We start from the raw sequence: 14,843 nt of genomic DNA, 5'->3' as shown, positions 1-14,843 counted from the left end.
GGATGGATGGGTGGGAGCGACATCAGTCGTTGGAGCTCATGACGTGCTTGATGCGGGTGTAGTCCTCGACGCCGTAGCCGGAGAGGTCCTTGCCGTAGCCGGAGTACTTGAATCCGCCGTGCGGCATCTCGGCGACCAGCGGGATATGGCAGTTGATCCAGACGGCACCGAAATCGAGTGCGGCCGAAAGTCGTTGCGTGACGCCGTGATCGTTGGTCCACACGCTCGACGCCAGACCGTACCGGACGTCGTTGGCGAGGGTCACGGCCTCCTTCTCGTCGGAGAAGCTCTGCACGGTGAGGATGGGACCGAACGTCTCCTCCTGCACGATGTCGTCCCGCTGGTCGACTCCGGTGATCACGGTCGGTTCGAAGAAGAAACCCTGCTCTCCCGAACGCTTTCCGCCGGTGACGATCTTCGCCGACGTGGGGAGTTCGGCGATCTTCGAGCTGACCGCGTTGAAGTGGTTGACGTTGTTGAGCGGGCCGTAGAACGTGTCCGGGTCGTCCGGCAGGCCGGGCTTGAGCGTCTCGGCCTTGCGGACGAGGGCGTCGACGAGCTGGTCGTGGATGGACTCGTGGACGAGGACGCGGGTGGCGGCGGTGCAGTCCTGGCCGCCGTTGAAGAAGGCGGCCTCGGCGATGCCGCTCGCGGTCTTCTCGATGTCGACGTCGCCGAAGACGATCGCGGGAGCCTTGCCGCCCAGCTCGAGGTGGGCACGCTTGAGCTGGCGTGCGGCGGAGACGGCGACGGCGATGCCCGCCCGCACGGATCCGGTGATCGACACCAGGCCGAGGGCGGGGTTCTCCACGAGAGTGGCGCCGGTCTCGCCGTTGCCGAGGACGACGTTGAAGACACCGTCCGGGAGGATCCCCTTGGTCAGCCGGGCCAGGACGAGCGTGCTGTTCGGGGTGGTGTCGCTCGGCTTGAGGACGATCGTGTTGCCCGCGGCGAGCGCGGGGCCGATCTTCCACAGGGCCATCATGAACGGGTAGTTCCACGGGGTGACCTGACCGACGACGCCGATCGGCTCGCGGCGCACGTAGGACGTGAAGCCGTCCATGTACTCGCCGGCGGCCTTGCCTTCGAGCATGCGGGCCGCGCCCGCGAAGAAGCGGAGCTGGTCGGCGCCCACCTTGATCTCTTCGTCGGCGATGACCTGCTTGGGCTGTCCGGTGTTGCGGCACTCGGCCTCGACGAGTTCGTCGCTGTGCGCCTCGATCGCGTCGGCAAGCTTCAGCAACGCGGTCTGCCGCACGCTCGGAGTGGTCTTGCCCCACGTGACGAACGCCCGCTCGGCAGCCTCGACGGCCGCGTCCACGTCGGCCTTGGTGGAGACGGGCGCCCGCCCGACGACGCTCTCGTCCACAGGGTTGATCAAGTCCAGCGTCTCCGTCGCGGATGAGGCGACGAACTCACCGTTGATGTAGTTCTCGAGTACGTCGATCGACATCGGTACCGGTTCCTCTCGTGGGGTCGAAACTCGTGGTCCGCAGCGGTCCGTCGGTGGAACGGTCCGACCGGGGCCCGGAGTTGCAGAACATCTGAAAACAAGTGTGCGCTGTCTCACAAGCCGGAGGCAGCTGACAAAATGGTGAAAGACGCGCCCCCCGCCGCGCCGAGTTGTCCAATCCGGCGTCACCCGTGCGAGCAGGTGTGCCCGGCCGCTCCGGAACCGGCGAACGGCACGTCCGCGGGGGCGCTCGCGACGGTGGCGTCGTGCACGACCTCGCCGCCGACGAGGGTGAGGTCGGCCCGCTGGTCCAGCAGGTCTCCGGGTTCGAGCGCGTAGAGGTCCGCCGACCAGACGACCAGGTCGGCGTGGGCGCCGGGACGGATCACCCCGAGGTCGTCCTCGGCGTGCCAGGCCCACGCGCCGCCGCGGGTGTACGCCCGCAACGCCGAATCCAGGTCCATCCGTTCGTGCGGAGTCCAGTCGGTGCGGCCGTCCAGACCCGAGCGGGTCAGCGCGGAGTAGAGGCCGATGAGCGGATCCATCTCCCCGACCTGCCAGTCGCTGGAGAACGCCAGCGCCGCCCCCGACTCGGCGAGCGAACGGAAACGCCACGCCCGGTCCCACCGGTCCTCCCCGACGTTCTCCATCCACGTCCCCGCGACGAGGTCGGGCGAGCAGTGCCGCGGCTGCATCGCCGCGACGACGCCGAGGTCCCGGAACCGGGGAAGGTCCTCGGGATGCAGGCACTCGACGTGAACGATGCCGTGCCGCCGGTCGATGGTGCCGTTCACACGGGCCGCGTGCTCGATCGAGTCGAGCGCCAGCCGGATGCCCCAGTCGCCCGTCGCGTGCGTGTGCGTCTGGAAACCGAGACGGTCGAGTTCGGTGAGCATCGCGGTGAACTCCTGCGGCGGCAGGCTCGGCGCCCCGCGGTGGCCCGGCCGGTTCGCGTAGTCGGCGAGCATGGCGGCGGTGTGCGGCTCGATCACGTCGTCGGCGTACAGCTTGACCGGCCCGAGCCGGAGCATGTCGTCGACCGGCGCGCCGTCGACGGCCTCCCGCAGGTCCCGGCGGAACGCGGCGTCGGCGCCGACCGGGTGGAACAGGGCGGTGATCACCCGTGAATGCATCCGCCCCTCGGCGCGCGCCCGGTACATCAGGTCGAGTTCGGCCAGCGGGACCTGCGGTTCGACGACGGTGGTGATGCCGCACGCGGTCGCCATCTCCAGGCTGGACGTGATCCTCCGGTACCGGCGGTCGGGGGAGTACATCGGGATGTCGCGCTGCAGACCGGCCAGACCGGCCCGCGTCATCGCGCTGGTGTAGAAGTCCGTGACCCAGCCGGTTGGCAAGCCGTTTCCGTCGAATTCCGGACGTCCCCAGGGGATCCGGGTGCCGCGGTCGATGCCGAGCTTCCGCAGCGCGGCGTCGTTCAGCCACACCGAGTGCTGGTCGTAGGTGGTGATGAAGACCGGGCGGTCCGTGAGGCCGCGGAGGTCGTCGGCGTTCGGCCTGCGCCCGGTCACCACGGAGTACACGGCGTTCTCGGCGCAGATCCAGTCGAGGTCGGGGCGGGCGGCCGCGTGTGCGCCGATCCGCCGCCGGACCTCCGTGAGGTCCTGTGCGCCTTCGAGACTCACCGCGTCGGGGTGGAAGCCGAGGAGCAGGTGGTTGTGGCTGTCGACGATGCCGGGGGTCACCAGCCGGCCGTGCAGGTCGATGGTCCGCCGGGCCGCCGGGGCGTCCTCGGTGGTCCCGACGTACCGGATCCGGCCGTCCGCGATGCCGACGGCCTCGGCCCGGCCGGGCGCGTCGAACGTGCGGACGACGCCGTTGTTCAGCAGCAGGTCGAGCATCAGCAGGTCTCCTCGGGGGCGGCGTCGAGCAGCAGCAGGTGGGTGTTCTTGCGCGGTCGCAGGTACAGGGCGAAATAGACGAAACCGGCGGCGACGAGTCCCAGGGAGATGCCGAGACTGAGCCACTGCTCCGGGTCGAGCAGGGTGACGACGAAGACGAGACCGAGTGCGGCGATGCAGATTCCCGGGGCGAGCGGCCACAACGGCATGCGGTAGCCGGCTCGGGTGGTTCCGCCGCGGCGGTGGTTGATCGCGGCCAGCGCGATGAACAGGTAGGTGAACGTCAGGGTCGACCCGGTGGCGGTGAGCAGGACGTCCAGCGGGACGAAGCACGCGGCGAACGCGATGGCGCCCATCACGACGGTGGCGAGCACGGGGACACGGCCCTTGGTGCTGACGGCCTGCAGCGGCGCCGCGACGGTCTCGGGGAGGGCGCGATCGCGCGCGGCGGCGTAGAGGAGCCGGCCCGCCTGCAGCGTGATCGCGATGATCGCGTTGATCACGGCGAGGGCGATCGAGAGCATGACCACCATGGCGACGGCGTGACCGGCGCGTTCGGTGAGGAAGGCCTCGACGGGGAGGTCGGATCCGAAGAGTTCGGTCTGCGAGCGGGCGCCGACCATGATGGCGATCAGCGGGACGAGTTCGGTGGCGACGGTGATCACGGCGCTCCAGATCACGGCCTTCGCGATCGAGCGGGCGGCGTTCTTGGTCTCCTCGGCGAAGTACACGGCGCCGCCGTACCCGTTGTACGCGAAGATTCCCTGGGTGACGGCGAGCATCAGTCCGGAGATCGCGAGGGGTGCGAGCCGGCCGGTGGACGTGTCGAGGACCTCCGGGCTGAGCAGGCTCGACAGCGGCCGTTCCATGTGGACGAAACCGAGGACGGTGAGCAGGGCCAGTGCCGCCATCTCGACGCCCAGGAAGACCCCGGTGAGCCACGCGTTCGTCCGGATGTCGAAACACGCGGTCACGGTGGTGATCACGACGACGACCAGTGCGGTCTGCTGCGGCGACAGTCCGTGGATCGCGACGCCCAGATAGTCGGCGACGCCGAGGGCGAAGACCGCGATGATCAGCGGCAGCGAGATGAGACTGATGAAGAACGTGGCGACGCCGAAGGCCGGTCCGAGTGCCCGCGACACCAGCGAGTAGTCGCCGCCCGCAACGGGATACGCGGAGGCGAGTTCGGCGTAGCAGAAGGCGATGAGGATGCTGACGATGCCGGCGATGAGGAACGCCCAGAAGACGCCGGTGCCGAACAGGGCGAGGGCGGAGCCGCCGAGGATGAAGACGCTCGACGCCGGTGAGATCGAGGACAGGGTGATCAGGATGTTTCCGCCGACGCCGATGCTCCGCGAGAGTGAGGCCTCGTAGGCGTCCGGGGCGGCGGGGGGAGTGGCGGTGGGCGGCCGGGCGGTCTGGTCCATGAGCTGTCCGTTCGGGGAGGGTGAGGGGGTGAAATAGTTTTTTTGACAGACACGTCAAACAACTGGGCCGAGTGTCACAGATCACGTCGGCTACTGTCAACGCCATGGCACGACCGAACACTCAGAAGCAGCGGCGGTCCGAACTCGTCGAGGCCACGCTGCAGGCGGGATCCGCACACGGACTGCGGTCCCTGTCCCTGACCGACGTGGCGAAGCGGGCGGGCCTGACACGCGGTGCGCTGCTCTACTATTTCGACGACCTGAATGCGCTTCTCGCCGAGGCCCATCGGGCGGGCACCGAGCGCTACTGCGATCAGCGCGACGAGGCGGTGGCCGCCCAGACGTCGTACGCCGCCAAGTTGAGGACGGCCATCGACGCGGGCCTGCCGAGCGGGCCCGACGACACCCTGATGCGGCTGCTCTACGAATTCGACTTCATGTCGGGCACTTCGACGCTGCACGACGAACTGGTCCGGAAGATGTATCTGCGGCAACTCGCGACGTACCGCGCGATCCTCGGCGACGGACACGCGTCGGGGGAGTTCGCCGTGAACGGCGACATCGACCAGGCAGCCATGAACCTGGTGGCCCTCGAGGACGCGTACGGTCTGCACATCGTCGGGGGAAACAGCCTCATCACCGTCGACGCCGCCCGAACGGCCATGCTGGGATTCTGCGAACAGATCGGCTGCGGCGTCGCGAAAGACGCCGCAGCCGAACGGGACTGACCGGAACGGCTACGCCGGGAAGCTGCCCGCCACCTCGGCTTCGTGGCGCACCGCGCCGGCCACCACGGTCAGCTGCACCCGTGCGGTGAGCAGAAAATCGGCGCCCGCGGTGAACGGATCCCCGTCGAGGACCACGAAATCGGCGGCCTTGCCCTCGACGAGCTGACCGGTGAGGTCGTCCCAGCGGCACGAGTAGGCGGCGTCGCGGGTGGCGTGCGCGAGCGCGTCCGCCATCGGCAGCGCGTACTCGGGCAGGTTGGGCGCGAGCGCCGGATCGATCGCGGACTTGCGCGTCGTCGCGATGTACATGTTGGGCAGCGGGGGGTGCGGTGCGGTGGGGGCGTCGGACCCCAGCGCGAGGACGGCGCCCGCCGCCGTCATCTCGGGCCACGGGAACGCCCGCTCGACCCGATGGTCGCCCAGCATCGCCCGCCAGTTCTCCTGGATCGCCGGATCGGCGTGCACCGGCTGCATCGAGGCGACGACGCCGAGTCGCGCGAGCCGCTGCACGTTGTCCTCCGTGATCGTCTCCAGGTGCTCCATCCGGTGCCTGCGCGGGCGAATCCCGTTGGCGACGAACGCGTATTCGAGCGCGTCGAGCGCGATCTCCGACGCCTCGTCGCCGATGGCGTGCATCGCCACCTGCAGTCCGGCGGCGTCGGCAGCGGCGACCACCGGTGCCAGCGAGGCGAGGTCCCAGATCGGTTCGGCGTTCGTGCCGTCCGAGTACGGTTCCTTCATGGCGGCGGTGCAGCTGTCGATGACGCCGTCGATGATGACCTTGATCCCGGCCATTCGCAGCCAGGGGCCCTGCAGCCGCTGCTGGAATTGCGCCGCCTCGTGCACCTGGCGGACGTTGTCCTCTTCCGAATCGGTTCGTTCGATCAGCCAGTGCCCGGCCACCCGGAGCGGCAGCGTGCCGTCGCCTGCGGCCAGTGCGCGTTCGAGCGCCGCGACCTCGTCCGCGCCGAGCGCCATGTCGACCGCCCCGGTGACGCCGTCGGAGAGATACTGCTCGAACGCGGCCGCGAGGGCGGTGTCCCGTTCGTCGTTGCTGATCACTTTCGCGAGGGCGGGCCACACGATCTGGGTCACCGCCGTCTCGAACAGCATGCCGGTGGCCTCGCCGGTGACGGGATCGCGCTCGATGCGGCCGCCGATCGGGTCGGGGGTGTTCGCGTCGATGCCGAGTTCGCGTACCGCGGCGGTGTTCACCCACGCCGAGTGCACATCGTTGGAGTCGAGGTAGACGGGTCGGTCGGCTTCGGCCGCGTCGATCATCTGACGCGTCGGCGGGTGCCCGTCGAGTGCGGAGAACAGCCAGCTGCGGCCGAGGAGCCGGGGCGCGTCCGGGTTCTCGGCGGCGAACCGGCGGATGCGGTCCTGGATGTCGGTCAGGTCGGCGGCGCTCTGCAGGTCCACCTTCTGCAGGGCCTGTCCCATCATCAGCAGGTGGGTGTGGGCGTCGATGAAACCGGGCAGGACGAACGCCCCGCCGAGGTCGACGACGTGGGCGTCGCCGGACAGCGTGTCGGCGGTCGCGGTGTCGCCGACGTACGTGAGGCGGTCGCCCCGGACGATCATCGACTCGGCCCAGGCCGGTTCGGCGGCGGTGAAGATCCGGCCGCCGCGGTAGTGGGTCGTGTCCGTGTTCATGGTGTTCTCTCTTTCCGTCAGACGACGACCGAGGTGGTGTACCGGGCAGTGGGATCCTGTCCGGGTGACGCGGAGGCCTGCTCGGTGCGCGTCGACAGGCGGGCGATCCAGACGATCGGCACGAGCAGGACGAGGCTGATGCCCGCCAGGACGAAGCCGAACGCGGCGTACCCGACGGCGCCGGTCACGAGCGTGCCGAAGAGCGGGGCGAACGCCGATCCCACCAGATACGTGCCGAGGAGTGGGGCGGACCAGCGGCCGGACGAGTCCAGCGCGGCGGCGATGGCCACCACGTAGATGAAGGCCGCGGCGTACACCGTGTTCCAGGCGATGATGAGCACCAGGTACGTCGTCGAATCGGTGGCCAGGCAGGAGCCCAGCTTGAGGGCCGCGCCGAGTCCGAGGAGGACGGCGGTGGGGACGGTGCGGCCGAGGCGCGAACCGAGCGCCGTGAGGACGAGGGCGGCGCCGATGCCGCCCGCGGTGGACAGGCTGAGGGCCAGACCCATCTGCTGTTCGGTCAGGGACGCGTGTTCGGCGCCCATGATGCCCGACACCGCCCACAACGAGTCCTCGCCGATCGCCCAGATCGCGAAGAGCACGAGGAGGGAGAAGCCGGCGACGGCCAGTTTCTTCTCGGTGACGCCCTGGGGCAACGGGGTTCGCGTGTGTGCCGCGCTCGGCTCGTCGTCGTCCTCGTTGACGGCGGGGGCGGACGGCAGCCAGGTGATCGTGAACACCGTCGCCAGCGCCAGCACCGCGACGATCCCGAAGGCGTTGGTCATGTGCAGGCCGAGGATCGGGATCAGCGCGAGGACTCCGGTGACCGCGGTGCGGTTGACGAGCCCGTTGATCCCGGACACCCGGTTCGGATTGTTCAGCGCGGCCAGGGCGGCCCCGCCGACCGCGACCGCGCCACCGGCGCCGATCCCGCCGACGATGACGGCGGCGCACGCGACCGGCGCGGAGTGGACGAGGGCGGCGACGCCGAACCCGGCGGCCATCACGACGAGGCTGACGCGGCCGAGTAGGTGGCGTGAGCGGCCGGCGGCCCAGCGGGTGGTCGCGAGGCAGACGAGCGCGGTGGCGAGCAGCGAGCCGGTGAGGACGGCGCCGGCGACGGTCTGGGTGACGCCGAGGTCGTCGACCATCGCGATGATCATGAGCGGGATGAGATTGGCCGTGATGTAGCCGACGACGAAGACGCTGAAGGTGGCGATACCGCGGCCGAGAGTCAGGGGGACGCGGACGGCGGCGGTCACGTGGGATTCCTGGGGTGGGACAACGACAACTCCGGGTCTCGGGTGGCGGCCCGCGTGAGACGTGGGTCACTTAGCGAATGGGATTCGTTAAGTATGCGGAGGGTGTGCCCCGGGCGCAAGAGGGCAAACGAACTTGATTCGTTAATGTTGCGTTTCGGCGTTGTTCGAGGTCGGCGTCTGACACAATGGAGTAGTCGTCCGTGCTCAGCTGGCCAACTTGTCCAGCGCAATCCCGATTCCGACCGGTCAGGGTGGCACGGACCCGACCGCACACTGCGCAGGAGCCGACATGACCGTTCCCGTTCGCTGGATGTTGTCCCAGCCGGACCTGGCTCTCGAACTGAAGGGTGGCGCCGCCGGTCTCGGCAACGAGATCACGTTCGCCCACACCACCGAACTGCAGGACCCCTTCCGCTGGCTCTCCGGCGGCGAACTGCTCCTCACCACCGGTATCCGGCTGCCGCTGACGGCCGCCGACCGGGGGCGGTACCTGCGCGGACTCGGCGAAGCCGGGGTGGCGGCCGTCGGGTTCGGCACCGGACTCTCCCATCCGGAGGTGCCCGAGGACCTCGTGATCGTCGCCGACGAGATCGGGCTGCCGCTGCTCGAGATTCCGCTGCCCACTCCGTTCGCGGCTGTGGTCAAGAGGGTCATGAACCGTCTTGCGGAGCAGGAGTACGAGGCGGTGCTGCGCGCGTCCCGGGCCCAGCCGCGGATGACCCGCGCCGTCATCCAGGGCGGCACCGGCGCCACCGTCCGCGAACTCGCCGTCGCCACGGCGTCCACCGTCCTGCTCCTCGACCTGTCCGGCCGGGTGCTGGAGGCGCATCCTGCGCAGCCCGCGGAGGACGTCCTCGGGGAACTGCGCGACGTGCTGGAGGCGGGCACCGGCGGGGCGTCGAGCAGCGTGTCTCTCGCGCGCTCGGGCGCGTCGATCACGGTGCAGCAGATCAGCGTCGGCAGCACCCCGCACGGCCACCTCGCCGTGATCAGTCCCACCGCGCTCAGCCACGTGGACCAGATCCTGCTCGGGCACGCGAACTCGTTGCTCGCGTTGGATTTCGAGAAACCGGTGCGGCTCCGGACAGCACAGAACCGGCTCAATTCGCACGCCCTCGGCCTGCTGCTCACCGAGGACCGCGACCTCGCGCCCGCGTGGTCACAGATCCGGCACGCCGCGGACGCGGACGGGATGATCCGCGGACTCACGGTCGTGGCGGAGACGCCGGCGCTCGCGGAACGGGCGGAGTCGGCGGTCGCGGTGGCCATGAACAAGGCCGGACGGCAACTGTTCTCGCGCAGGCACGATGCGCGGGTCACCGTGCTGCTGCGCGGAACCGACGACGTGGACTTCGCGCGGGCGATGCTGCGCAGTCTGTCCGCCCCGGAGCGGAAGGCGATCCGTGCCGGGCTGAGCGGGCGGCGGGAGATCGCCGGACTCGTCGCGGCCATCGAACAGTCCCAACTGGCCGCGTCGGCCGCCGAGGCGGGCGCGGATCCGCTGGAATTCGCGGCGCTGACCGGCAGCGCGCTGCTCGCGTTCAGTTCGACGCGGGAGGTGCTGAACTCGCTGGCGGACACGATGATCTCGCCGATCGACGACTACGACCGCACCAACGGCACCGAACTGCTGGGGTCGCTGCGGGCGTTCCTCGAGGCGAACGGGCACTGGGAGTCGGCGGCGGCGACGATGGGCGTGCACCGGCACACGCTGCGCAGCCGCATGGCGCGGATCGAGTCGCTGATCGACTGCAGGCTGGACGTGGCGCGGGTACGCGCCGAACTGCTGCTCGCGATCATCGCCCGGCAGTCGTGACTGCCGGGCGATGACCGGACGGGATTACTTTCCGAGGCGGGCGACGATGTCCGCGGCGGTGCGCTGACCCATCCGGACGGCGCCGTCGACGTGCTGGTAGCCCTCGGCGGCGATGTCCGAGCAGGAGAAGTGGAACGGTCCGACCGGTGTCCGCGTGTCCTTGCCGTACCGGTGCAGGCCACCGAGGTCGAAGCTCGCGGCGTACGCGCCCCGGGTCCATTCCTCGGAGCCCCAGTCGGACTCGTAGTACACGACCGGCTCGGCGGCCTTCGGTCCGAGGTAGCGGGCGAGGGAACCGACGATGGTGGCGCGGCGCTCCTCCTCGCTCAGTGCGAACATCGCGTCGGCCTTCTCGTCCGACACGAACGCGACGAGGGTGCCGCGGGTGTCCTCGTGGTTGGTGTTGTCGTACACCTCCTGCACGACCTCGGAGGCGCCGAATCCGGTGCCGGACAGGCCGTCCGCGCGCCAGAACGGGGTCTCGTACACGGCGTGCACCTTGATGACCAGTCCCAGCGACTGGTGCTGGTGCATCTGGTGCTGGCGGCGCGGCAGCGGCGGGTCGTAGGAGATGCGGGAGTACAGGTTCGGCGGGACGGCGAGGATCACGCGGGAGGCCTCCACGCGAATGTCCCCGTCCGCCAGTACCACCGCGCCGTCCTCGCTCCACCGGACGGTGCGCACGGGGGCGTTCAGGAAGACGTCGTCGCCGAGGGCGGCCGCCATCCGGATCGACACCTGCTGCATGCCGCCGATGACCCGCTTGTCGAGGATGAAGTCCTCGTCCACCAGGTGCGAGAACGATCCGGCGGACGCGGCCATCAGCACCGCCTGCAGCGCGGAGAACGCGTGCGCGGGCTTGGTCAGCATGCCGCCGGCGATGAACAGGCCGATGTTGTCGCGGGCCTCGGCGTCGTCGGACTGCTCGATCAGCCAGTGCTTGAACGAGATCGTGTCCAGTTCGCGGGCCAGCGGATGCGCCCACGGCTCCTCGGCCCCGATCTGCGCGGCGAGGTCGTCGAGGATCTGGACCAGGCGGTCCATCTCCTTGCGAGTGGTCTCGTCGACGGGGAACGACTCACCGGTGTAGCGGGTGCGGTCGCCTGCTGCCGAGATGTAGACGGATTCGCCCTCGCGGTACCGGTCGAACGTCTCGAGTCCGAGTTCGTCGAGCAGCGAGATCAGCGCCGTCTGGTCGGGGGACACCCACTGGCCGCCGATCTCCAGCATCGCGCCGTCGATGGTGTCGGTCCAGGTGCGGCCTCCGACGCGGTCGCGCGCCTCCAGGACGGCGACGGACAACCCCGCCTTACGCAGCGCCGTTGCTGCGGCCAGGCCGGACGGGCCTGCGCCGATGATGGCGACATCACGTTGGAGAGTAGGCACTTTCGAGCTCCTTTGGTTGAAGTGCTGATCGGTTCGGGAAAGGTGGTTCTGGTCAGCAGCGGGTCAGCGCGAGCGACAGTTCGGCGTCGATGACACAGATGCTCGAGTTGTCCACGCGGTCGAGGCTGCGCAGTTCGCCGAGCATCTGTGCCAGGCGGTCCGCGGCGGTGGTGTGTTCGGTGAGCCAGTGGGCGACGGCGTCGGCGGCGGTCGTCGCGGGCGAGGCGCCGCGCAGGACGAGCCCGATCAGGCCGTGCCAGTGCTCCTGGAGGTTGTCGACGAGGACGGCACCCGCCATGGCCTCCCAGTAGGCGGTCCCGGTCTCGCCGACGGAGAATCGTTCCGACAGCCAATCGAGGCCCACCACGCGGCCGAATTCGCGGTACGTCTCGGCCACCTGGGTGATCGGCACGTCCAGCGACTGCGCAGTGGTCTCCAGGGCGAAGGCCTGCGCCAGGATCCGCAGCGTGGCCAGGTCCTGCGCCGGCGCACCGGTGAGGCGTGGCAGCGCGGCCGTGAGTTCCTGGACCGGCTTCGCGAAGCGCTCGATCAGCTCTTGCGCATCCGTTCCACGGTGCCGCAGCAGCCACGACGTGGTGCGCTCGATCAGGTCCTGGATGCCGAAGTGCAGGTTCAGCCGGGTCCGGTGCGACGCGCCGGGCAGCGTGAGGACCTCGTTCCACAGGCGGTCGATGTCGAACACCTGCCGCACCACCGCGTACGCGACGGTGATCTCGGGGGTGCCGACGCCGAGCCGCTCCTCCAGTCGGTGGATCAGGCCCGGTCCGACACGGTCGATCATGTCGCCCGCCACGATGACGGCCACGATTTCCCGGGCGAGCCGGTGCCCGCTGATCTGACGGGGGACGCGTTCGCGGATGGGGGCCGGGAAGTAGTCGGCGAGCACACCGTCGAATACCGCGAAGTCGAGCACGGGGGAGGCGAGCAGTTCGGTGACGACGAGGTTCTTCGACTGCGCGAGCAGAACGGCGATCTCCGGCCGGACCAGTCCCTGGCCCGCGCGGTGCCGCGCGGACAGTTCCGCCGCCGACGGCAGGACCTCCGCGGCCCGGCTGATGCCGGCGTCCCGCTCGAGGTTCTCGATCAGCCGCTCGTGGCGTCCGAGGAGGAACGGGGCGTGGACCTCGGCCAGGCTGATCGCGAGAGTCTGGGAGGCGGCGTCGGCGAGCACCGATTCGCCGATCTCGTCCTGGACCCGGGCGAGCAGCGTGTTCCGTTCCGCCGCGGGGAGTTCGCCGACCGCGACGGCGGCGTCCAGCGCGACCTTGAGGTTCACTTCCCGATCCGACGTGGCGACGCCGGTGGCGTTGTCGATGAAGTCGGCGTTGATCCGGCCGCCGTTCAGCGCGTACTCGATCCGGGCGCGCTGGGTGAGACCGAGGTTGCCGCCCTCGCCGATCACCGCGGCGCGCACATCGCGCGCCTCGACCCGGACGGCGTCGTTGGCCGGGTCGGCCGCGTCGGCGTGCCCCTCGGTGGACGCCTTGACGTACGTGCCGATTCCGCCGTTCCACAACAGGTCCACGTCCGCGGTGAGCAGAGCCTTCACGACCTCGTGCGGGGGGAGTTCGGTCGCGGTCACGCCGAGCCGTTCACGCACCTGCGGCGACAGCGGGATCTTCTTCGCGGTCCGCGGCCACACACCGCCACCCGCCGAGACGAGGCTGCGGTCGTAATCGTCCCAACTGCTGCCGGGCACCGCTGCGAGGCGCTCGCGTTCGCGGTAGGACGCCTCGGAATCCGGTTCGGGATCGAGGAAGATGTGCCGGTGGTCGAACGCGCCGACCAACCGGATGGCGCGGCTGAGCAGCATGCCGTTGCCGAACACGTCCCCGGACATGTCGCCGATGCCGACCACGGTGAACGCGTCCGTGTCGACGTTCTTGCCCATCTCCGCGAAATGCCTGCGCACCGAGACCCATCCGCCGCGCGCCGTGATGCCCATCGCCTTGTGGTCGTAGCCGGCGGACCCGCCGGACGCGAATGCGTCACCCAGCCAGAACCCGCGTCGCGTCGCGATGCTGTTGGCCAGATCGGAGAACCGGGCCGTCCCCTTGTCGGCCGCCACCACCAGATACGGGTCGGACTCGTCGTAGATCACCGTGTCGCGCGGATGCACGACCTCGCCGTCGACGATGTCGTCGGTGACGTCGAGCAGTCCGTCGATGAAACTCGTGTACGCCGCGCGGACCGCGTCCGGGGTCGTCTCGGTGCGCACCACGAACGCGCCCTTCGCGCCCATCGGGACGATCAGCGAATTCTTCACGTGCTGCGTCTTCATCAGACCCAGCACCTCGGTGCGGAAGTCGTCCTTGCGGTCCGACCAGCGCAGGCCGCCGCGGGACACCGGACCGCTGCGAACATGGCTGCCCTCGACGATCGGTGAGTGCACGAAGATCTCGCGGTACGGCGTCACGGCCGCGGACAGCGACAACAGCGACGGGTCGATCTTGAAGGCCGCGGGGGCGGCGCTGATCGTGCGGTCGTGGCGGAACCAGTTGGTGCGCAACACCGCCGAGGTGAACGACAGCAGTCCGCGCAGCAGCCGGTCCTCGTCCATCGTCGCGGTGCGGTCGATCGCGGCGAGCAGCACCCGCTCGGCGTCCGCTGCGGCGCTCTCACGGTCGGAGCCGGCGACGGCGGGATCGAACCGGGCGGTGAACAGGTCGCGGAATCCGCGCACGAAATCGTTGTGCCGCAACAGGATCGCGACGATGTTCGGTTCCGACAGTCCCAGCCCCACCTGCCGGAAGTACCGGCACGCCGCCCGGATCAGGACGGCGTCCGTCCACGTCAGGTTCGCCGCGGCGACGAGGCGGGTGAAGCCGTCGACCTCCAGATGTCCTGCGGCCGCGGCCTCGAACGCGTCGGAGAGCAGACCGGGAGTTTCGGCGTCCCAGGCGAAGTCGCCGGTGCTGAAGTCGAACCGGTGGACGAGCGGGCTGCCGGACTCGCCGTCCGGCAGCTGTTCGTGGGACGCGACCCGCAACCCGAGGTCGGCGAACAACGCGACCAGTTCCGCGAGCAGCGGGGTGCCCTGCGGCCACACCATCACGGCGGCCGGCTCGGGCCGTGCATCCGCGGAGTCGACGAAACGCAGCCGCGGGGTGGTACCTCCGGACGCCAGGACCGCGCTCGACACGGCGGCCTCGTCCCGGCGTGGACCGGGTGTGTCGGTCGTGCTCGGAATGACACCGGTATAGCTCATCGTGTGGCTCCTGACCCCTGATCT

9 protein-coding genes are annotated in these 14,843 nt (G+C 69.7%); 2 read left to right on the top strand and 7 right to left on the bottom strand.

Annotation, left to right across the window (positions count from 1 at the left end):
• Positions 1 to 22: 22 nt before the first annotated feature.
• The 3 genes from CA951_RS21225 to CA951_RS21215 form a co-directional block, all read right to left on the bottom strand.
• On the bottom strand, positions 23 to 1,453 hold the full coding sequence (locus CA951_RS21225) for a gamma-aminobutyraldehyde dehydrogenase (RefSeq protein ID WP_087558687.1): 1,431 nt from the start codon (positions 1,451 to 1,453) through the stop codon (positions 23 to 25).
• Between the two features lie 185 nt (positions 1,454 to 1,638).
• Positions 1,639 to 3,312 carry an amidohydrolase gene (locus tag CA951_RS21220; protein WP_087558686.1) on the bottom strand — a complete coding sequence of 558 codons (1,674 nt, stop codon included), beginning with the start codon at positions 3,310 to 3,312 and terminating at the stop codon, positions 1,639 to 1,641.
• On the bottom strand, positions 3,312 to 4,742 hold the full coding sequence (locus CA951_RS21215) for an APC family permease (RefSeq protein WP_087558685.1): 1,431 nt from the start codon (positions 4,740 to 4,742) through the stop codon (positions 3,312 to 3,314). Before CA951_RS21215 ends, CA951_RS21220 begins: the two co-directional genes overlap by 1 nt.
• Before the next feature lie 104 nt (positions 4,743 to 4,846).
• Between CA951_RS21215 and CA951_RS21210 the strand changes: the two genes are divergently transcribed.
• Positions 4,847 to 5,470, top strand: coding sequence for a TetR/AcrR family transcriptional regulator (locus tag CA951_RS21210; protein ID WP_179220260.1), 624 nt, complete (start codon positions 4,847 to 4,849; stop codon positions 5,468 to 5,470).
• A gap of 9 nt (positions 5,471 to 5,479) precedes the next feature.
• Here the strand turns inward: CA951_RS21210 and CA951_RS21205 are convergent, their stop codons facing one another.
• Together CA951_RS21205 and CA951_RS21200 are read right to left on the bottom strand one after the other, a co-directional pair.
• The gene (locus tag CA951_RS21205; protein WP_087558683.1) at positions 5,480 to 7,126 is read right to left on the bottom strand and encodes an amidohydrolase; all 1,647 of its coding nucleotides are present in this window, start codon (positions 7,124 to 7,126) and stop codon (positions 5,480 to 5,482) included.
• 17 nt (positions 7,127 to 7,143) lie between these two features.
• A complete protein-coding gene (locus tag CA951_RS21200) occupies positions 7,144 to 8,388 on the bottom strand; it encodes an MFS transporter (RefSeq protein WP_087558682.1) in 1,245 nt (414 codons plus the stop codon).
• 289 nt (positions 8,389 to 8,677) lie between these two features.
• Here CA951_RS21200 and CA951_RS21195 point away from each other — a divergent pair, with 289 nt between their 5' ends.
• Positions 8,678 to 10,204, top strand: coding sequence for a PucR family transcriptional regulator (locus CA951_RS21195; protein WP_087558681.1), 1,527 nt, complete (start codon positions 8,678 to 8,680; stop codon positions 10,202 to 10,204).
• A 24-nt stretch (positions 10,205 to 10,228) separates the two neighbouring features.
• Here the strand turns inward: CA951_RS21195 and CA951_RS21190 are convergent, their stop codons facing one another.
• Complete coding sequence (locus CA951_RS21190; protein ID WP_087558680.1) at positions 10,229 to 11,590, bottom strand: NAD(P)/FAD-dependent oxidoreductase; 1,362 nt, start codon at positions 11,588 to 11,590, stop codon at positions 10,229 to 10,231.
• A gap of 52 nt (positions 11,591 to 11,642) precedes the next feature.
• Positions 11,643 to 14,819, bottom strand: coding sequence for an NAD-glutamate dehydrogenase domain-containing protein (locus CA951_RS21185; RefSeq protein WP_087558679.1), 3,177 nt, complete (start codon positions 14,817 to 14,819; stop codon positions 11,643 to 11,645).
• Between the last annotated feature and the right edge of the window lie 24 nt (positions 14,820 to 14,843).

The organism is Rhodococcus sp. NCIMB 12038, assembly GCF_002165735.1.
Lineage (GTDB): Bacteria > Actinomycetota > Actinomycetes > Mycobacteriales > Mycobacteriaceae > Rhodococcus_F.
This window is presented reverse-complemented; position numbering and strand designations above follow the sequence as displayed.